We start from the raw sequence: 20,820 nt of genomic DNA, 5'->3' as shown, positions 1-20,820 counted from the left end.
CTTCAAAGAACATCATAAATAAGCAATACATTTCAACTAAAAGTTTGAATGGTGAGGGTATCCTCTTGCCAGCACTCTGAATTGCAAACTAATAGGATCACAGATTTAGTGGTGGCTAATTGGAATTAAACAGTCTTTAAAGAATAATTTACACAAAGGAAAACTAGTGATAAGGGTGACCTGATTGTCGGTCGTTGTTAAGCCACTAAGCTTAGTGTTTTCGATGGTCGTTTAAGACGACTATGTTTATTTAGTTATTAATCTTGAACGCAATGTCGTTCGGTACTTTTTGTGGGCCGTGCTAACCAAATTAGGCCTAACAATAGGACTAGGCTAACGGCGACCATGACGGCACCAAAGATCGGTGTCCAGTCTAAACCGAGATTGGTTGTGACTTGCCCACCAATACCGGAGCCGAGTGCGATACCGACGTTAAAAGCGGAAATGTTTAACGCTGAGGCCATCGTAATATCGTGTGGTGTATTCTGTTCAGCTAACTGAACAATATAGAGTTGGAGCCCAGGGACGTTCATGAAGGCAAAGATGCCCATCAGTAGGACGGTCAATAGCCCTAACCAGTGACTGTACCCGGTGACACTTAGAATGAGTAAGGTGATGAGTAACCCACTGAACATCTTGAATAGTGCAATTAAGGGCCGTGCATTGGCCCAACGACCACCCAGTGTATTACCAAGGGCGACCATTAAGCCGTAAACGACTAGAATCAAAACGACAGCGCTTGCTGACCAATGCATCTGCTGTTCTAGTAGTGGTGATAGGTAGGTGTAAACTACGAAGGTACCACCGTATCCCAGCGCCGTGACGAGTAAGGCGAACAGTAGTTGTGGATTAGTGAGTACGCGGATAATACCCCGAACCGTGGCTTTGCTGGGTAACGGCAGATTACGTGGAATCAACCAGTAATCTGCTAACAAACCAATGACACCAATCATGCTAATAAAGATAAAGGACCAGCGCCAACCGCCTAATTGACCAATCATCGTTCCCAACGGAACACCAGTAACCGTTGCGACAGTCAGTCCTGTAAACATGATGGCAATCGCCGAGGCACGTTTGGCAGGTGCGACCACGTCAGCGGCAATCACTGAGGCGACGGTCATAAAAATACCGTGGGCCAAAGCGGCCACGACCCGGCCTGCAAGTAGGACACCAAAGGTTGGGGCACTTGCTGCGAGTAAGTTACCAATAATAAATAAAATCATAATTAACATCATCAAGCGGTGACGGTTAAGCCGACCGGTGAGTAATGTCATGACGGGCGCGCCGATCATGATACCAATGGCGTAGATCGAGACGGTCAGCCCGGCTTGCGCCAAGTTGATGTGAAAGCTGCTAACGAGTAGTGGCATTAAACCAACGCTAATAAATTCCGTTGACCCAATGGCGAAGGCACTGATTGCGAGTGCCAAAAGTGTCCAACTGGGATTAAACTGTTTTGTCATAAGATAAGCCTCCTGCTATTGCTAAGTTGATAAATAATGATTATACTAGCAAGTAACTTTTAGACAAGTACCGACTTTAAAGTGGGATACCAACCAAAAAGTAAGTATAGAATGGAGGCACAATTATTGGAAATCAAAACGTATCATATTGGGGTTGAGGCCACAATGGAAATTATCGGGGGTAAGTGGAAATCAATTATTCTGTGCCATCTGCGTACTCAGACGATGCGGACGAGCGAACTGGAACGGGCGATTCCACAAATCTCGCAGAAAATGTTAGTGCAACAACTTAGAGAGTTGGAAGCTGCTAATATTGTGACGCGCAAAGTGTACCAACAAGTGCCACCGCGCGTGGAATATGGACTAAGTGATTATGGCCGGAGCTTGTCCGTTGTCTTACATGAGCTGTGCGTGTGGGGTGAGAATAATATTGATCGCCGCCGAGCCGCGGGTGAGGAGATTGCCTTGTTGCATCGCGACGATTTATAGACAATCACTGAGCTTAGATTAAAAATGATGCGTCAAGAATGAAACCATTCTGGTGCATCATTTTTAATTAGGGCGAGTTAACGTTGGGTCGGTTAACGACTAAATAAACCACACCTCATAGTCACTAATCTAAATGAAGTGAACTTGTTGCCACTAGCTATTGGGTAGTGATTCAGCTAGGAACTCAATTACGACTTCTGTTGAAAGAATTGCGGGACTATTTTGTCAACTGATTAGCATCTAGAAAGTCGTACAAAATTGGCAATAGTCAGATATAGCTTTAAAACTTTATATTAACAATGATGGTCTCGCTTACATTTATAAACGGTTATGATAAGCTTAGATTATTGACAATAAATAGACTGGAGTTGGCGAGTATGACGAAGGCAGTTATTTTTGATTTAGACGGATTATTGATTGATAGCGAGGTTATTTCATTAAAGATGTATCAACGAATCGTACAGGATTATGGACAGACGCTTTCCATGGCGACTTATGCACAGGAATACAGTGGTAAGTCGGCGGTGACGAATATGCAACACTTGATTGAACGTTTCGACTTGCCGTTTGATGTTGATACTGGATTGAAGCGGGCGTTAGCGTTGGAAAAGACGTTGATGCAGGATGGCGTTGAGCTCAAACCGGGAGCACGGGTGTTGTTACAGTTTTTACACCGGAATCATTATTCAGTGGCCTTAGCTTCATCTAGTATCAAGTCGCGGGCATTAGCCATTTTGACATCCCATGATGTGGCGCAATATTTCGACCAGTTTACCTTCGGACCAGATGTCGATCGTGGTAAGCCTTATCCGGATATATTTTTAATGGCATGTGCCAAACTCCAACAACAACCTGCAGATTGTTTGGTTCTGGAAGACAGTGAAGCTGGCATTCAAGCGGCGACGTCCGCGAAGATTCCGGTAATTTGTGTGCCGGATATGAAACGGCCTAACCAGCCCTATGCTGATCAAACAACTGCAATTGTGCCATCGCTAACGGATGTGATAGCTTACTTAAATTCAGTGCACTAAGCCTCATTTGTTATGTTTAAAAGGAAAATATTATTAAATTATTAATAAAGGTCAGTCGTTCGCTAAAAAAACTGCTATACTACGAGACGGTAAATAAATCACTGACAAGTAGGCCAGAGGAATGAAGGAGTTTTGAGCAATGAAGAAATTGATGATTGCGGTAACTGGGTTAGCCATAGCAGCAACGCTGGGAGCAACAGTACCTGTTACCGGGATTACAGCGAACGCTGCTACTAAGAAGACAACGGCCACGAAGAATATGGCACCGAGTTTGAAAGTCAATGCAATTTACAATAATACGAAGCAGATTACAGGGACGGCCACTAAGGGTGCTAAGATTACTGTCAAAAGTACGGTTAATGCCAAGAAAAATGTAGGAATCGCTACAGCTTCTAAAACAACGGGTAAGTATACGGTCAAATTAGCCAAGACGTTGACGGCCGGAAGCAATGTTTATGTGTATGCCACGAATCCAACAACCAAGGCTTATTTCTATCGCATCATTCGTATTCAGAATGCGAAAGCGACGGCTTCTTCAGCTAAAACAACGACTAAAAAGACATCAACGACTAAGAAAGCCACGACCTCGTCGGCTAAGAAGACGGTTACTAAATCGTTCAAGGTCAATTCACCAGCAGGTACTTGGAAATCAAATACCGCTAATAAGTATTCACAAACGTTAACATTTAGTACCAAAAATGGCTTTAATCAGATCCTTTATAAAAATGGCAAACAGGTCAAGAAACTTGTCTCATATGCGAACTATAGTATGACTGCCAAGACGCCAATGTTCTGGAAGGTCAATTATAAGTCAGGGTCAACAACCAAGACTTTATACTTACGGTACACGGCAACAAATAAGTTTACGGTTGTTAATGCTAAAAATCAGATTGTGAAAGTAAAAGTTGGCAACGCCCCAGCGGCAGTTTGGACTTTTACAAAGTAATCGGTTGCTATAAATGTTAATTTTATTAAAGCAGATTAAAAACAACTTCTCTGGAATTCTGGAGAAGTTGTTTTTAATTGTTAGGATTTCACTTGATGCAGACGGTTAACGAGAAGGATTTTTTTTGATGCCATCAGGATCGGTAAAGTCAATGAAACCAACGTTATCATCAATCATACCGCCCTCGCCATTAAGTTGCAGAGTATTCTGGTGAGAATTTAATCGGATTGTCATGGTTTGTTGCAGGTCTGCTACTGAATAGTCTTTGACAGCAACTGGCCCAAGATTGGAATCAAGAATTGTATTATAGCCATCGATTGGTGTTGTCGTTGTGACGATATTGAGTGTGAATTGAGTTTGCATGTGAAGCATGGCGTGTTGTGAAAATGCGCCAACGCCATCTTCAAAAGTTAATAGTAGTCTTTTTTGACCATCTAGTTTCGATGACAGCTTGTTAACAACAGCTGAATCGAATGTTAATTGACGATTAGACATAAATATCAGGCTCCTTGCTTACTTTTAATAAGTATTATAAAACGCTGCTTAATGAATTACTAGTATTAATACTAAAACATATAAAATAGTTCTATCATGAAAAAACATTATTAAAATTTTTTACTCTCGACGGCTTTGATTCCAGTATCTGGCTAACAAGCACAACCGCTATATCCCAGATGCCTAACGGGATAGTTGGTTTTCAAGGCGGTTTCGACAGTAAATGGTATGCTTGATACGGATGTATCAATGCATGGTGCAAGTGCCATGGCGAATAGCGGTACTTATCTAGATATACTTAATATGACATGAATCTGACAATGATAATTTCAAAATAGTAAGTGGTTCAGTTCAATTCATAATTACGACTTAAAGATCACTCATCAATTTAGACAGCAGTGTAGAGATTAAGTCGGGCTGGTTTGGTCATTGCTGATGATGTGATGAGGTAAAAATATAAATAGAGTTACCATATTATCCGTTAATTAGGTGAACGCGGTGCGAGAAGGCTTGTTTCTAAGTATAATGAAGGTGTGACTAACGTAAAGGATGTGAACAAAGATGAAATATGAATGGCGTAGACAAGAAAAAACAATTTATACTACCAAGAGGCAACCACAACTTTTAACCATTCCGGCCCAAACTTTTATAACCTTACATGGAACGGGCAATCCCAATGGCTCAGAATTTCAGGCGCAACTACAAACGTTGTATCCGGCTGCATATGGTTTGAAGCATGCGTACAAACAATATGCACAAGCGCAGGTGTGTGAATTTGATGATTACGTGGTTTTTCCGCTTGAAGGTGTCTGGTCATTGACAACTAAGGGGCAGCAACTTGACCATCTGGATAAAAATGAATTCAGTTATGATATTATGATCCGAGTTCCGGATTTTGTTCCCACTGAACTGATTGCACCGGCTTTAGCAGCCGTTAAAGCTCGAAAACAAGTGCCCACTGAGCAGATTGAGGTGCAGCAGTTTGCAGCCATGCAAGTTGCCCAGATCCTCCATATTGGTGCTTATGATGATGAACCAGCGAGCTTTGCTAAGATGGACCAACTGGTGGCTAGTCAGGCCATGCGCCGTACTAGTAAAATTCATCGAGAAATTTACTTATCAGATGCGCGGCGGGTGGCACCTAATAAACTGAAAACCATTCTGCGATATCGAGTGACGCCTAACTAACCGTGTAGCAACTTTTAACGGTCATTCTTCAGCAAACACCACTATAAGTTAAATGAATTAAAGACTATATAAAGCTACAATTTTAAAGTGTTGGCAATATGACTCAAGTAGCAATTAGTGATCAGTTACAAGTTATATTAGTTGTGAAGGGATTTGATCAGAAAATGTTGGTCTTAGTAGTGGATGATGGGTGGCAGCAAGTACTCGTTGCACAGGGGCATGCATTATTAAGGGAAAATTACGCTAATCATGCTTGATCCATCAGGCCTAGAGTATAATATTGCGGTGGTCAAGAATCAGAATGCCTCTCCGTATATAATCTTATCTTCTTTAAAGGCGGGATTAAGATGGCTTATGAGTAGGGACGAATTGTCATTAAAAATAAGGACGTTAAAATTGCCAAGAATGCGGGAGGATTAGTTGTTTTTGAACAAGGCGGCCCAGCTAATAATTTAAGTATCGGTAGTTATAATCGAAATATGGTTAAAGCTATTAATTACATGAGCCCGCTTATCTGGAGTGAATGTTTCAGATCATGATTTAGATGTAAAAGTGAAGGTCAGTTTACAAATGAGATGTCAAAAGGTCCAGAAAGCGGTGAACTAATACTGCTTTCTGGACCTTTTTAGTTTGTTATAACGGTTAACTCAGTAAAACATGTGTTGGACTGAATGTGGGTTAACGTCGTGAGAAAGCTAAGATATCTTAAAATAGTGACGATAAATAAAAATTAATTTGTTAGTGAAATTTGACGATCTAATTAATTTATTTGTTTTAGAAGGCAGACATTTAAAAGATCAAGTTTTAAAGGAAGTTCGCTTAATTATCTCTTGAAAGCCAACTATAATAGCGCTTTCATAGATGTACCGGGTTTGTAAATATAGTTAACGTTATACATTATTAGCGCTGTTTCTTATGGAATTATATAATTTAAATGTGGTCAATTGGTTCAACGTTAAAATTAATTAATAAATTAAAAATTATTATTGAGGGAGGTCACGAGTGATTTAATTCCTGTAGTTGACGCATTGTTGATAATGACCACCGTTCTTAGTTGATCAAGGTTGAACGAGTGCTGGTAAATGAAAAGGGGGATTTATATCATGAAATCGATGTTAGGACACTTATTAATGGCAGGAACTTTATTACTAGCAGGTAGCGTACCCATTGTGGTCAATGCCGCGGAGAATCGTAGTGGGAATACGGACATCAAGGCGGAATTCACCAAGAGTACGGAAACGGTGACGCCAGTCGATCCATCAAACCCGAATGTACCAAATACTGATGGTGACGGTGATAACGGGGCAACACCTGGTGGTGACTTATCTTTGATCTTTGTTTCCAAATCGTTAGGATATGGGACTCATGAATTGGACGTTTTAAATGATCAACAATACAAAGTTGATCCGACTAGTTCGTACACTTTATTGTGGCAAGATAAGATGGTCGTAGAAGTTTCTGATGTTCGTGGGACCAATGCCGGTTGGAAATTAACGGTTACTGGTTCAAACTTAACGGGAACTGATGGCACGGCGGCTAAAGGTGCAACATTAAGCTTACCAAAGGGTGATGTGGTTAACAGTGGTTCAGAGGCCAACGGTGCAGTAGCCACAGCTTCAGAAGTCGCTTTAAACAATAGTGTAGGGTCAAGCGCTGTCTTAAATGCTGATAAGGGCGGAGGTTCAGGTGTTACCGTTAGTCGTTTAGATCCAAAGACATTAACGCTGAATATTAAAGCCAATACGGTCAAGGCCCAAGCATATAGCGCTAATCTTAATTGGACATTGAGTGATTTACCAACTAACTGAGTGTCATGGGGGCGATGGATGCGCCCCAAATACATAACTTAGTGATGGAGGTGAGAAAATGCAGTCCATGAAGAGAATCATAGCAATTATTGGTACTATAATTTTAAGCTTACAGGTTGGCGGCGTTAATGGATTGACAGCCGGTCGTACAAGTAGTAGTAAAACTACTCAGAGTAATGATATTGGTTTTAGTGTTGCCGCCAAGATTCCCAATAATCAGATTGACCAATACAATTCTTACTTTGATTTAAAAATGACGCGTGGCCGGCAGCAACAGATTAAGACGACGATTTATAACGTCACTAATGCGGATATCAAAGTTCAAACTGCAATTCACACGGCCTATACAAATGGAAATGGCATTATCGAGTATGTAACACCGACTAAAAATTATGATTCTTCCTTGAAATATCGAATGGATCAAATTACAAAGATACAAGGTTCAACGACCGTCACGATTCCAGCTAATGGGGCGAAAGTAGTAACGGCGATGATCAAAATTCCAAAACGGGCAGTACATGGCGTGCTCCTAGGTGGGTGGTACTTCAAACGGGTGACGAATAAAGTGACTGGCAGTGTTAAGGGTTCTATGAACATTGCGAATCAGTATTCGTATGTAATTGGGCTGAAATACACAGTTGGTTCAGTGCCCAAACCGCAGTTGAAGCTCGACAAGATTACTGCGGGAATGCAGAATTATCGTCGGGGTGTTTTTCCACAACTACGTAACGTTACTGCGGTAATCGTGCCAAAGTTAACGGTTACGGCTGAGCTAACCAGTAAAAATAGCGGTCAGGTTGTCAAAAAACTGACACAGAAGAATATTCAGCTTGCCCCTAATTCAGTTTATAAAATGCCAATTTTGACTGGGACTAATCGATTACAGGCGGGGACATATCACGTACATCTGGTCGCAAAGAATGCAGATCATCACTGGGTTTTTGACAAAGATTTTATCATTAGTACGGTTGCGGCGGATAAGTATAATCAGGCTTCTGTTGATAATTCGGGGATGAGCGTTGGCTGGTTTATTTTATTCGGCGCGTTAGGAATGTTAATCGTTGGTTTAATGGGACTATTAATCTTTTTCTGGGTTAGAAAACGACGGCGTGCTTAGTTCTGCAGATAGAATGGGGGAAGAACGATGCCGATTAAATGGTGGCGATTAATATTAGGAGTGACGCTGATGCTGAGTTGGCCATTACCAGTACAGGCGGCCATGCACGGTCAAACCGAGATTGGCGTTGGTTTTTATGAGACCAGTTATAGCACTGACCGAATTGTTTCAACCCACGTGGTTCCCGATGGTGGCCACCCATATTTTGTTAAGTCAGTTTACCCAGGTATACAAAATGGTAGTAAGCAACCGCGAGCTAGTATGCTGCGACAGCCGGGAATTATTGCCGGTTGGATGGGTGATCCAACGCGCGATGCATTACGACTACCGCAAATGAGTGAACGACTCATTGTTGGTGGTATTCTTGGTGGGATGGGCTTGTTAGCCAGTACATTAGTTACTGCGTTGCATCGAATGCTAAAACAGCAAGATGGAGGTGCATGAGATGTTTAAAGGACGAAAAAGCTGGCTACTAATTCTTGTTCTCAGTGTACTTGGATTACTAAATATATTTAGTTTAGGCGGCATGGCAGCAACTTTAACGGATAAGATGACTGATGTGAAAGCTAACAAGGCCTTTCAGGCGGTGCCGTTGGGTAATGTTGTTGGGAGTAACGTTGATAGTGGTTTATCGTCGTATCCTGCACTCGGGGCCGTGACCGCTAATTATGCCGATAATGGTCGAATCACGAACCAGACGACCAAAATTACAATGACGATGACAGGTTCGATCGCACTAAGGTCTAGTAATACGATGGCAAAAGCTTATTTTGATATTATGACCAATCCAGCGAGCGGTAGCTATACAGGGACGACACTGGTCACGTCAACACCTACTAGTCTAGGTAGTGGTAATTCGATTACAATTAGTTCCTTAAAACAAACGCAGACGTTAGCAGTCAATTTTCAAAATATAAAAAGCAAGTTGCCAATCTATATTGGTTTCCGGATTATGGTTAATGGTGAGGAAGGAACTTATCAAATGGGGCGTTTCAATGTGCAGACGCTGACACCTAAGATTACGGGGACCCTTTATTCAACTGATACGCTGATCAAAGGAACTGGAACAACCGGCAACACGATAAGTAGTAATATTAATGGCGTGACAACAACGGTCGGGAGTGATGGCACATACACATTGAGTCTTGGGACTACTTTAGGAGCTTTGAGTAGTGTCACCGTTACTGAAGTCGATGAGATTACTGGTGATAAGGGAACGGCGACAGCAACGGTGACACTCAAAAAATTAAATATCACTAGTACGAAGTCGGAAATTGAGCTTTATCCCAGTGATTTAGATGCATTAACAAGTGATAATGCTGTCATTGCCTGGTTGGTTAAACAGGCTGGAATTGTCGTGACGAACCCAGATAGTGCAACTGATACGATTACTTATATGGCAAAAGAGACTGATTTGGCAAGCAAACTGAACAGTCTGGCCGCTGGTGGTAGTACAATGATCAATATTTATGGTCAAGGAAGCTCTGGGCTCAGGTCTGACGCCAAAACAATTACTGTAACGATGCGCGATGGAACTTTGAGCATCGAGACATTACCAACAAGTCTGACATTTGGAATATTGTCAATTCCGTTCAAGGAGACATTATATCAACCAACGAGTGGTTGGAACATCTCTATTAATGATACACGTAAAACTGGCTCACCGTGGTATTTGCGGGCGACGGCAACTGCAATGACGTCTAGTACGCGTACAATGAGTGGCAACTTGATTTATCTCAATGCGGGTAATAAGCAAGTTTTGACAAATGCCTCGGTAACCGTTAGTTCTGGAAAGAAGATTGCGGGGATAACGAGTACTAATGCGACGAGTGGTTGGTCAAGTGGTCAGGGAATTTTACTGGATGTCCAACCGAGCGTGCAGATTGATAGTTATAATGGTACCGTTAATTGGACGTTACAAGATATACCTTAAAATTAATATAAATGGTCAACAGATATTGCAAAAATGTATTAATTCGCAATATCTTTTTTTGTGAATATTCAATAATAAAATTGTAAGGGTTTTATTATAGGCTAATTTTAATTTATGTTTACAATGTGTAGTGGGAGGATTTGATGGATTCGTATTTTTAATATAGTAAGGTGAACTAACAAACGTGTTAATAACAATGAGGTGAGTAACATGTCAGCAGTACTCTTAGCGTTGTCTTTAATTTCTGGTAGTTATGAAATGCTATTTTTGATGATTGGTTTTAGAGAATATGTGACTTGGCGGATTGCAATTGTTTGGGTGAGTCTGGTTATGATAACAATGAGTTTGGGGGCAGTTGCTTCAAATCTGTGGCCTCAAGTTCCACTAGCCTATTTTTGGATTATTCCGATTGTTTGTGTGACAACTTTCATGAGTTCTAGATTATTGTACACACAATGGATATTAATGTTGCCGGTAGCCATTTTTTTAAACGCGCTTAAGCGGTTAATTGGTGCTATTATGGGGGTGGTTGCTAAGACGCTTGCGCACTCAGCGTCACCGATGTTGTTACGACAAGCAATTGGTTTGCATTCTACGGCTGATATTAATCTTTTTTTAGCATCGATGATGATGCTGCCAATTATCATTACTTTAGGACTGCTTGCTCATCGATGGCTAGTAAAAGTATCGGCCGCGGATTTCTTGCAGCGAGCCTATGTCAATATTAGTGATTATTTACTAGTTATATTATTTTTTGCGATTTACATCATGGCATATGTCTTTGCGCTGGAATGGTCGGTCAATGCACAAACGTATATGGCAATTGCGGCTACCATTACATTTGGTATTATTGGTTCGTATTTAATTAGCAACAAAAATAGTCATTTGAATGACGCACAGCTACTATTGCAGGTTTCAAACTACAACGAATTATTAAGTCACCATAATCGTGATTTGCATTTATTTAAACACGACTATGAAAATATTTTACTGAGTATGGCGGCGTTTATTCAGAATAATGATATGCCAGGATTAAAACGTTATTTTGATACTGAAGTAATGCCGGTAAGAGCAACGCTGAATCGACAGTCAGAACTGAATGATTTAAGTCAACTGGATATGCCCACAGTCAGTGGTTTAATTTATGCAAAATACGAGGCGGCTAGTGGACGGGATGTTCATCTGGTGGTGACAATCTTAGAGAAAATCACTTTGTCAGATATTCCACAGATAAAAGTGGTGCGGATTCTAGGCAATTTACTGGATAATGCTACAGATGCCGCGGTACGTACGAATCATCAAGTTCTTTTGACTGTCAACAATCGTGATGCCCACACAACGATATTCTCGATTACAAACCAAATTCCAATACATGAGTTGATTGATGTTTCAGTCATAAAAAAAAGCCGGTTTACAACTAAGCCGGGACATTTGGGTTACGGATTGAGTAGCATTGAACAATTAATCACAGATCAGTTGGTGGTCAATTATTGTATTGAGGAGGGTAACTTTATAGCGGAATTTGTTATAAAACATTAAGCTATTTTTGATAAATTGCAAGGAGTTGGTTTTAGTGACTGAATTAACAGCATTGCCTAATATTGGTTTAACATTAGCCAAACAGTTACAAGCAGTAGCAATTATGACACCTGAACAGCTAAAGGCAACGGGGAGTAAGGCCGCTTTTGCAGCTATTAGGGAAGTAAATCCACATGCTTGTATTCAATTATTGTATTCGCTACAAGGAGCAATTGAGAATCGGACTTATTCACAGTTAGCGCCAGCAACTCGGGAAGATTTAAAGCAATATTTTAGATCGTTGTCATAAGTTATGAATGGTAAGATGAGTTCACAATTTGCGACAAGAAAGGGTGTTGATTGCAGTTATTTCGAGTGACTGACGTAATCTTTTAGATAATCAAAATGTTATTTATGTGTTTCATGTGAAATAATTAATATTAAAAGCATCACTTTGGATAGCGGTTATCTCTGTTACTAGGGATAGCCGTTTTTGTGTATTGATTGTTAAATAAAAATTATTTGTTAGAATCATTAGTGTATAGCGGAATTGATTAGTATTATAAATTGTCAGATGGTAAATGTAAATGGTATTACCGCCGGACATCTGTTAAAATGAGCATTATTTTTGGGTTAACAAATTTTGACCAACAACGTAAAGGGGTTACAGATTATGGGGACAGAACTACAATTTGTACAATATTTACATCAAATGCGTGATTATAATGATCAGCACCCGACAACTAAAGGACTGATATTATTAGGATACTTAGAACGAGATTTCATTCGATTTTACCGGGCTGGCAAGATTGAAGAGGGCATTCAGTTTGCTAAGAAGAACTTAACCCGTTCACGAGACTTATTAAATAAATTATCGAGTGAGGAAAAGCAACTTCAACTTAGTGCCCTCGTAGATGTCTTAGCCTTTGAAGGAATTCAAAATCATGCTGAAATTTATGAATTTGTTAAGCTACGCAATGATTACCACCGTTGGTTAGTCAAGTTGCCAGTGACAACCGAACGCTACCAGCCATTAGTTGTGCAAATTATTCGTGATTTTGCGGCGATTGCGCAACCGAACGCTTTAGCTTACAACGCCCATTTGGAGTCGACGCTGGATGTGATGTACTATACCAACGCTCATTTGCACGATCAATTATCAGTGAAAAAGGTGTTGGCTCACGTCAATAATCGGTGCAATCCTGAGGCGGTTCGGCGATCTTTTAGTCAAGAGATGCATATGTCAATTCGCGATTATATCAATGCCAAAAAAATTCAGGAGGCTGAACATATGCTGCTAGCATCGGATTTAACCATTCGAGCGATTGCTGCCGAACTTTGTTTCTACGATGCGGCCGATTTTTCAAAACGCTTTAAGAAGGAGACCGGGCAGACACCATTAGAATTTCGACAACTTAATACACGAACGGACTGACACTTGTACTTTTGGAGATAACCTTGTTCACGTAAATACAAATTCTCGTTTTGACGTTTATAATGCGGGTATACTATGCCTCAAAATTCAAAATATGTCGATATTTGACTAAGATTAACAGGGGCAAGTAATGATGCAATATTCACGGGGAAATCAGCGTGTTCATAAACCAACGATATGGTTATTTTCAAGTGTTCTAATTTTAGGATGGGGATTAGCCCCAACAGCTGTTCAGGCAAGCCACATAGATACAACCGCGATGGCGAAGCAATCTGTTAGTGACCATTCTGGGAAGGCAGTTGTCAGGGAGACATCAGTATCAACGGCTAGTGGCAGTATGGACCCTGAACAGAGGCAAGCGACCAGTGCCATTAGTGCGGCTAACTCATCGATAGCTAGTGAAGGCCCACTGAGCCAGGCAATGCCAGTAACTAGTGGCATAACTAGTTCATCTGATAATCGTCAAGGGCCAACTAGTCAGCTAGAACGAGCGAGCAATACAGCAAGTCAAGTACAACCTGACAGTGTGAAAAGCCAATCGGCAACTTCAGTCCGAGCGATGACCGTTACTCCAAACGCTCATGCGACAGCTGAGGGAACTAGGGTATCAAGTCCAGTAACACGTGTGGCAAAAGAATCTACGCTCAAAAGGCATTTATCAGCCAGTTCAACTAATGCGTATGCCGTAAAAGCTAATGACGAGATAGGCGTAAAGTCACAGGCGGCAGTTCAAGTACCTAGTGTGATTCCAACAATGAAAAAGGCTCAAGTAATGCAACGTGCAGTCATGGCGTCATCATTTTTAACAACGGCCAAGAACTTATCAAATCAGGATTACCTTGACCAATACGTCAAACAGTATGGTCAGCCAGCTTTGATCGCGATGATTCAGGATTGGCTCGCGACCTATCGGATTATTTCATTAACCGGTATTACGATTGTTAATAGCTCATTTGATGGGAGTGTCGCTGCTATTAGTGGTGGTCTACATGTCATTAATACTAATGCTACGATTCGTGCTGGGCAGGACACTGAGTGGGCAACTATTGTGAATGGTGGTTTATCGGTCACGAATAATACCATCACTTTTACTACCAAAAATGCTTTGACTGACCGCTCCCTAACCAATCAGGAGATGGATTATGCTGAGGCACGACCAACGGGGAATGGAGCCATTAAGGGGGTTCCAACCGATAACTTAACCGTTGACGATACCATGGTTGATCCTCGTGAGTTCCACCGCGCACAAATTAATGTTAGCAACTTTTATAATCGATTAGTAACAACGGAAGCTGTTTTCCCGGCTGCGAATGGCGGCATATTGTCAAAGAATGTCATTGGTGAGCAGGGCACGGCCGATTTAGGTGTTTTTCAAGGTCGGCATTATTATGCCGTTAATCTTGATTTGAACGATTGGCACAGTGGCATTCGAACGATTGGTTTTACGGCGACTGACGTGGTGATTTATAACGTTGTAACGACGGCGCCTCAGTTGACAATTGGAGGTGGCTTTACCAGTAGTACCCCTAACTTGGTATGGAACTTTAATCAAGCCACTCGAATTATGAACACAACGGCCATCACTGGTAAAATGGTTGCGCCCCACGCGGTGTTGACAACGAATCAAAATGTTGATGCGGCAGCAGTTTTGCAATATGGGTTTGGTGATGGTAATAGTGCAGTGTGGCAAACAATTACGAGTCAAAATGAACATAATTATGGTTTTGGACAATTGGTGGGTGACAACCCACTAGCGTATTTGATTGCGGTCATTAAATCGGATGGTACGGTTGTTGATACTTTGACTGGCTTTCAAGAATTATTAGCAATGGGAGTCTTGAAGGTGGCTATTACAGATACAAACGGTAATCAACTATCAGGTCTAAAAGCAATCAATACGCATATTGCGGGACAGCATCGGTATCAAGTCACATATACGGATGGTACGCGTTCGGCGACAACTTGGTTAAACGTGTTACCAGCACAGGAGCCAGTAGCAACAGTTGAAAGTGTACCTGAATATCGAGCTGTGACGCGCACGATTCAATATCAAGATGAGCGGACGGGGGCTGTTGTTGCGGCGCCAGTGAAACAATTGGTCCGGTTTACTCGTCACGTGATTTTAAATAGTCAGACTAAAACTGTACTCGGGTATGATACTAATGGCGATGGTGTGGTGGATACAACTGATGGTGCGCTGGCTTGGCAATTCGTTGAGCCAGAAAATTCAGAATGGTGTGCCGTTGTTTCTCCAGACTTAACTGCTCAGGGTTATCAAGTTCCGGATTTGGTAGTTGTGCAGGCGAAAAAAGTTGCGGGTAACGGGAGTGATTTAACGGTGATTGTAAAGTATAAACAAATAACCCACGTGCAAATGACACAGCACGAAATTATACGTACGATTAATTATATGGATGGTGAGACGTTGCGCCCCATCGTAACACTGACACCCGTTATCCAGAAGGTGATCTATGAATTACTAACAGTTGTTGCCCATGATGGGACTGTACTCGGGTATGATACGGATGGCGATGGTCAAGTGGACACCCACGATCCAAAACAATCTTGGCTATTGGTCGGCTCAGCACCTTGGTTTACGGCGGTCAAGTCACCTGATTTAAGCGGTGCAGATTACGCAGCGCCAGATCTCAAAGTAGTACCACGTCAAATGGTGACCAGTGCTGATAGTGAGAATGTTACGATTAATGTTTATTACCGACTAGCAACACAGGCCATCACTGAATACAAAAATAAACGGCGGATTACCACGTATCTTGATCGTCAAAGTCATCAGACAATTGCCCCAGCAGTGCAACAACTTGTAGTTTACCGACGAACGGCAATTGTTGAGAAACGAACGGGATCTTTACTTGGATATGATTTAAATGGTGATGGAAAGGTTGATACCGGGTTAGCTAATCAGGCTTGGGTGTTAGAAGGGACTGGGCAGTACACGACTGTCCGCTCACCCGATTTAACGGCTAACGGTTATACAGTACCGGATATTGATGCCGTGACTTCCAAAAATGTGGCGGTTACCGATCCTGATTTAGAGACGATAGTGGTCACTTATGGTCATCGCTTGATGACCATAACACCGGATCAACCGGGAATGCCGGGTGTTCCAATTAATCCTAATAATCCAATCATTGTCTATCCTGATATTAGTGGTCAAGACGACTTAACACATGCAGTACGGCGGACTATTAATTACGTCTATACAGATGGTAGGTTAGCCGCTCCATCAGTAAGCCAAACCGTTTATTTCCAACGAAATGCAACGATTGATCTAGTGACGGGTCAAGTGACGTATGAGAAGTGGATGCCAGTAACAACAGCTACTATGGCAAAAGTCATATCACCAGTCATTGTGAATGCGACCACGATGCTAACAGAAGTTGCGGCACAAACTGTTAGCCTGACAACTGGTAATCAAGTGGTTACGGTTAGCTATCAAAGAGCACCAGTTAGTCCCAATCAGCCAGCCGGTAAACCAGGTCAACCCGATAATCATAATGATCAGTCGAATCAGCCAGCCGGTAAACCAGGTCAACCCGATAATCATAATGATCAGTCGAATCAGCCAGCCGGTAAACCAGGTCAACCCGATAATCATAATGATCAGTCGAATCAGCCAGCCGGTAAACCAGATCAACCCGATAATCATAATGATCAATCGAACCAGCCAGATCAATCCGGTAATTGGCCAAGTCAAGTTGATGATCATGTCAGCCGGTCAAATATCCCGGCTGACCCAAGTCACCAATCAGCGGTACCCATCAAACTAGGGCAACATCAGCAGATTACCGAGCAAAATCAAGTTGATACGATAACAACGGTAAAGGCACAACCAACAAAGGGTGCTAGGTCGACAAGTCAGGTTACACCTAAACCAGCGCTGACTAATACTTCAGTGATCGGTTGGGTCAGTGCACAACCTGCTAAGAATAAGACAACTCGACAACAAAACCAAATGTCAACGTTACCTCAGACTAGCGAACGTCATAATCATTTATCAATATGGGGTATCATTGTGTTGGTACTTAGTTCAATTGTTAGTTGGTTTAAGATTAAACAACGGGACTAAGCTGTTGCTCAAAAATTGGCTTAGAAGAAAGTAATGGCTTGATATCGAGCTAATCTAACATGTCTCTTTTTTGAAGTGTTGTTGTTCAATATCAATCTATTAATGCACGAACGAAAATTTAAGTGATTGTATTCCACGACTAGTGTTTTATTGGTCATTCAGCCGATTTCAGAAGTTGAATGAGACTGGAGACGGTATGTTGATATATGAAAACTGGTATGTAGCACATACGTTGCTAAATTATTGGTGACGTGATAATCAACAATTGAGGGCAAGAATGAATTTTACATTCTTGTCCTCAATTGTTTTATTTTAGTTTCATATACAGCGATATTGAGTTAGTTGTGATAGAAATTATAGTGTTGTGGATTACGATGTAATTAAAGTGCATAATTTGCTAATGCCGGTACATCTTAGCTGAAATTTACATCAAAAGCTGGATAGCCTGAGGGGTTATCTAAAAATAGCATTTATCGTTGACAAATGTAAACGATGGTATTATGATACTTATATCGATTACAAATGTAAACGAAGCGGCGATGTGAAAGGACTGGTAATGATGGTTATTAAAGGATTAGTTTTGTTAGTTGGCTTATTAGGGATTGGTTTTATTCTGTGGTGGTTTTTTGGTAAACATACCACGACCACAGCGACTGCAAGTGCAGCTGGTGGCTTACAACGGGTTGACGTCGAGGTTAAGGGTGGTTATTCGCCAGAACAAATTGTCTTAAAAAAAGGAGTTCCTGCGGTGCTTAACTTTACGCGCAAGGATGCATCTGGTTGTCTTGATCACGTGGTATTTAGTGATTTTGGAATTAATCAGGAATTACCACAAAATCAAGTTGAAGCAATCACGATTGACACGAGTAAGTCTGGTGAATACCAGTGGGCCTGCGGTATGGATATGTTTCATGGCAAATTAATTATTAAATAGTGGAGGAAAAAATAATGGTAGCACAACAACATATTAATGTAACAGTGAACGGTAGTTATGAACCATCAACAGTGACTTTACAACAAGGTGTACCGGCCCAATTAACGTTTACGCGCACGAGTACGCAGGGGTGCTTAGAGCAAGTACATTCAACCGACTTGCACTTTACGACTGAGTTACCCCTTGACCAACCGCAAACGGTGACGGTACCAACTGATCGAGCCGGTGAATTTCACTTTAGTTGTGGGATGGACATGGTGAGTGGCAAGGTGGTGATTGTGTGATGAGCACGACGAAACGGTTTTGGATTTCATTAATATTTTCCCTGCCACTACTGGCTAATATGATTTTGATGCCCTTTGGCTGGATGCTTCCGGGTGGTGATTGGACGCAGTTGATTCTGACGACCATCATTATGGCTGTTTCGGCTCGGCCGTTCTTGCAAAGTGCGTGGGCGTCTTTTACTAAGCACCATGCCAATATGGATACTTTGGTGGCAATTGGCACCGCGACTGCTTATTTTTACAGCTTATACGCAATGGCAACGGGGCAAGCAGTCTTCTTTGAAAGTGCCGCACTTGTGACCACTTTCGTTTTGCTCGGCCAAGTCTTTGAAGAACGAATGCGGCACAACGCGTCCAGCGCGGTCGCAAAGCTAGTGGGCTTACAAGCCAAGGAAGCGGAAGTGTTACGCAATCAAGAATTTGTAAAAGTGCCGTTGGATCAAGTAGTAGTCGGCGACATTATTCGGGTCAAGCCAGGGGAAAAAATTCCCGTTGATGGTGTAATTACAACTGGCCGTTCAACGGTTGATGAGTCAATGGTGACGGGAGAAAGTATGCCGGTTCAAAAAACGGTGGCGGACGCTGTCATTGGTTCAACGATTAATAGTAATGGGACCTTTCAGTTCAAAGCTAGCAAGGTCGGTGACCAGACAATGCTGGCTCAAATCGTTGAGCTCGTTAAAAAAGCACAAAACAGTCACGCACCGATTCAAAAGCTGACCGATAAAGTTTCTGATATCTTTGTGCCGATTGTGCTAATTATTGCTATCGTTACCTTCTTGACCTGGTATGTTTTCTTGAATGCTAGTCTCGCGAATGCCTTGATTTTTGCGGTCGCTGTGGTCGTGATTGCCTGCCCGTGTGCGCTAGGTTTAGCTACGCCGACCGCACTAATGGTCGGTACCGGCCGTGGTGCCAAGATGGGGATCCTGATTAAAAATGGTGAGGTCTTGGAAGCTGTCAATGACGTTAAAACGGTGATCTTTGATAAGACGGGAACGATTACGGTTGGTCACCCACAAGTGACCGATGTTATCGGCGACGAAGCCCAAGTACTGCGCGTTGCCACTAGCTTAGAAGCGGCTTCGGAACATCCTTTAGCTGCGGCAATATTAAAACGTGGCACGGCCCGTGGTATTCAAGCACCAACCGCCACGAACTTCCAAGCCATCGAGGGTAAAGGTGTGACTGCTCAAGTTGAAGGCCAATTAGCGGTGGTCGGTAATCATAAATTATTAACTGATGAGCCGATTAGTGCTGAATTACAACGCCAAGCCACCGAGCTTCAGGACGCGGCGAAAACGGTCGTGTACGTGGGCTTAAATCACGAAATCATTGGATTGATTGCCATTCAAGACGTCGCCAAATCGACGTCTGAGGCAGCCATTGCGAGTTTGAAAGCACGTGGCTTGAAGACGGTCATGTTAACCGGCGATAACGAACGGGTCGCACAAGCTGTGGCGGATCAAGTCGGTATTGATGAAGTGATTGCTGATGTGCTGCCAGGTGATAAGGCTGAGCACGTTCACACGTTCCAGAAGGCTGGCAAGGTGGCCTTTGTCGGCGATGGTATTAATGACGCCCCCGCGTTGACGACGGCGGATGTTGGGATTGCCATGGGTTCCGGAACTGATATTGCAATCGATGCTGGTGGCATCGTGCTCGTTAAGAACGATCTGCGTGATGTTGACCGGGCGTTGGCATTGAGTAAGAAGACGTTTAACCGTATCAAACTTAATCTGTTCTGGGCTTTCGTGTACAACGTGCTCGGGATTCCAGTCGCGGCGGGTCTCTTCTTTGCCATTGGGCTGACGCTTAGCCCCGAATTGGCCGGATTAGCAATGGCCTTTAGTTCATTGTCCGTAGTCACGAGTTCGGTATTGCTAAATAAAGCTAAGATCAGTTCGAACGCCCAACCTGCGTAGACGATGAGCAGATAGCGTCGGATGAAATCGGGCTTGTTAAACAAGCAGAAATGTGTGTTAATGGTACAAAATATGCGGGTGTCTAACGCCAGTTCACGTTGTTGAGCTGGCGTTAGACACCCGCTTTTTGAGTCGACAATTTAAGAAAGGAAACTGGCTATAAATTC

General features: G+C 42.3%; 18 protein-coding genes. 16 read left to right on the top strand and 2 right to left on the bottom strand.

The window, feature by feature from the left end; genetic code table 11:
• Positions 1-257: 257 nt before the first annotated feature.
• Positions 258-1,463 (bottom strand): MFS transporter, encoded by a 1,206-nt coding sequence (locus tag RXV91_RS06100; protein ID WP_316439130.1) that lies wholly within the window; start codon positions 1,461-1,463, stop codon positions 258-260.
• A gap of 111 nt (positions 1,464-1,574) precedes the next feature.
• Here RXV91_RS06100 and RXV91_RS06095 point away from each other — a divergent pair, with 111 nt between their 5' ends.
• From RXV91_RS06095 to RXV91_RS06085, 3 genes are all read left to right on the top strand, one after another.
• Positions 1,575-1,952 carry a helix-turn-helix domain-containing protein gene (locus RXV91_RS06095; RefSeq protein ID WP_316439129.1) on the top strand — a complete coding sequence of 126 codons (378 nt, stop codon included), beginning with the start codon at positions 1,575-1,577 and terminating at the stop codon, positions 1,950-1,952.
• Positions 1,953-2,329: 377 nt separating this feature from the next.
• Positions 2,330-2,983: an HAD family phosphatase gene (locus RXV91_RS06090; protein WP_316439128.1), complete on the top strand. Its 654-nt coding sequence runs from the start codon at positions 2,330-2,332 to the stop codon at positions 2,981-2,983.
• Between the two features lie 139 nt (positions 2,984-3,122).
• Complete coding sequence (locus RXV91_RS06085; RefSeq protein WP_316439127.1) at positions 3,123-3,929, top strand: Ig-like domain-containing protein; 807 nt, start codon at positions 3,123-3,125, stop codon at positions 3,927-3,929.
• Positions 3,930-4,034: 105 nt separating this feature from the next.
• Here RXV91_RS06085 and RXV91_RS06080 read toward each other — a convergent pair whose 3' ends face one another.
• A complete protein-coding gene (locus tag RXV91_RS06080; RefSeq protein WP_316439126.1) occupies positions 4,035-4,424 on the bottom strand; it encodes an iron-sulfur cluster biosynthesis family protein in 390 nt (129 codons plus the stop codon).
• Positions 4,425-4,985: 561 nt separating this feature from the next.
• Here RXV91_RS06080 and RXV91_RS06075 point away from each other — a divergent pair.
• The 13 genes from RXV91_RS06075 to RXV91_RS06015 all read left to right on the top strand — a co-directional run bounded on the left by RXV91_RS06075 (position 4,986) and on the right by RXV91_RS06015 (position 20,653).
• Entirely contained in the window at positions 4,986-5,612 is a 627-nt protein-coding gene (locus RXV91_RS06075) for a GyrI-like domain-containing protein (RefSeq protein WP_316439125.1), read from the top strand.
• Positions 5,613-5,710: 98 nt separating this feature from the next.
• Positions 5,711-5,869, top strand: coding sequence for a hypothetical protein (locus RXV91_RS06070; RefSeq protein WP_316439124.1), 159 nt, complete (start codon positions 5,711-5,713; stop codon positions 5,867-5,869).
• 846 nt (positions 5,870-6,715) lie between these two features.
• On the top strand, positions 6,716-7,420 hold the full coding sequence (locus tag RXV91_RS06065) for a WxL domain-containing protein (RefSeq protein ID WP_316439123.1): 705 nt from the start codon (positions 6,716-6,718) through the stop codon (positions 7,418-7,420).
• A gap of 58 nt (positions 7,421-7,478) precedes the next feature.
• Entirely contained in the window at positions 7,479-8,537 is a 1,059-nt protein-coding gene (locus RXV91_RS06060; protein ID WP_316439122.1) for a DUF916 and DUF3324 domain-containing protein, read from the top strand.
• A gap of 27 nt (positions 8,538-8,564) precedes the next feature.
• Positions 8,565-8,981, top strand: a complete 417-nt coding sequence (locus tag RXV91_RS06055) for a cell surface protein (protein ID WP_316439121.1) — start codon at positions 8,565-8,567, stop codon at positions 8,979-8,981.
• Position 8,982: 1 nt separating this feature from the next.
• Entirely contained in the window at positions 8,983-10,470 is a 1,488-nt protein-coding gene (locus tag RXV91_RS06050; protein WP_316439120.1) for a cell surface protein, read from the top strand.
• 210 nt (positions 10,471-10,680) lie between these two features.
• Positions 10,681-12,009: a GHKL domain-containing protein gene (locus RXV91_RS06045; protein WP_316439119.1), complete on the top strand. Its 1,329-nt coding sequence runs from the start codon at positions 10,681-10,683 to the stop codon at positions 12,007-12,009.
• A 34-nt stretch (positions 12,010-12,043) separates the two neighbouring features.
• A complete protein-coding gene (locus RXV91_RS06040; RefSeq protein WP_316439118.1) occupies positions 12,044-12,298 on the top strand; it encodes a TfoX/Sxy family protein in 255 nt (84 codons plus the stop codon).
• A 363-nt stretch (positions 12,299-12,661) separates the two neighbouring features.
• Positions 12,662-13,423, top strand: coding sequence for a helix-turn-helix domain-containing protein (locus tag RXV91_RS06035; RefSeq protein WP_316439117.1), 762 nt, complete (start codon positions 12,662-12,664; stop codon positions 13,421-13,423).
• Between the two features lie 130 nt (positions 13,424-13,553).
• Positions 13,554-17,510, top strand: a complete 3,957-nt coding sequence (locus tag RXV91_RS06030; protein WP_316439116.1) for a mucin-binding protein — start codon at positions 13,554-13,556, stop codon at positions 17,508-17,510.
• A gap of 559 nt (positions 17,511-18,069) precedes the next feature.
• A complete protein-coding gene (locus RXV91_RS06025; protein WP_316439310.1) occupies positions 18,070-18,444 on the top strand; it encodes a cupredoxin domain-containing protein in 375 nt (124 codons plus the stop codon).
• A 14-nt stretch (positions 18,445-18,458) separates the two neighbouring features.
• The gene (locus tag RXV91_RS06020; protein WP_316439115.1) at positions 18,459-18,728 is read left to right on the top strand and encodes a cupredoxin domain-containing protein; all 270 of its coding nucleotides are present in this window, start codon (positions 18,459-18,461) and stop codon (positions 18,726-18,728) included.
• Complete coding sequence (locus RXV91_RS06015; RefSeq protein ID WP_316439114.1) at positions 18,728-20,653, top strand: copper-translocating P-type ATPase; 1,926 nt, start codon at positions 18,728-18,730, stop codon at positions 20,651-20,653. The genes RXV91_RS06020 and RXV91_RS06015 overlap by 1 nt, the downstream gene beginning before the upstream one ends.
• The last annotated feature ends 167 nt before the right edge of the window (positions 20,654-20,820 follow it).

This window comes from Lactiplantibacillus sp. DA1 (assembly GCF_032681335.1).
Classification (GTDB): domain Bacteria; phylum Bacillota; class Bacilli; order Lactobacillales; family Lactobacillaceae; genus Lactiplantibacillus.
The sequence above is the reverse complement of the archived record's forward strand: the minus strand, read 5'-3'. Positions and strand labels throughout refer to the sequence as shown.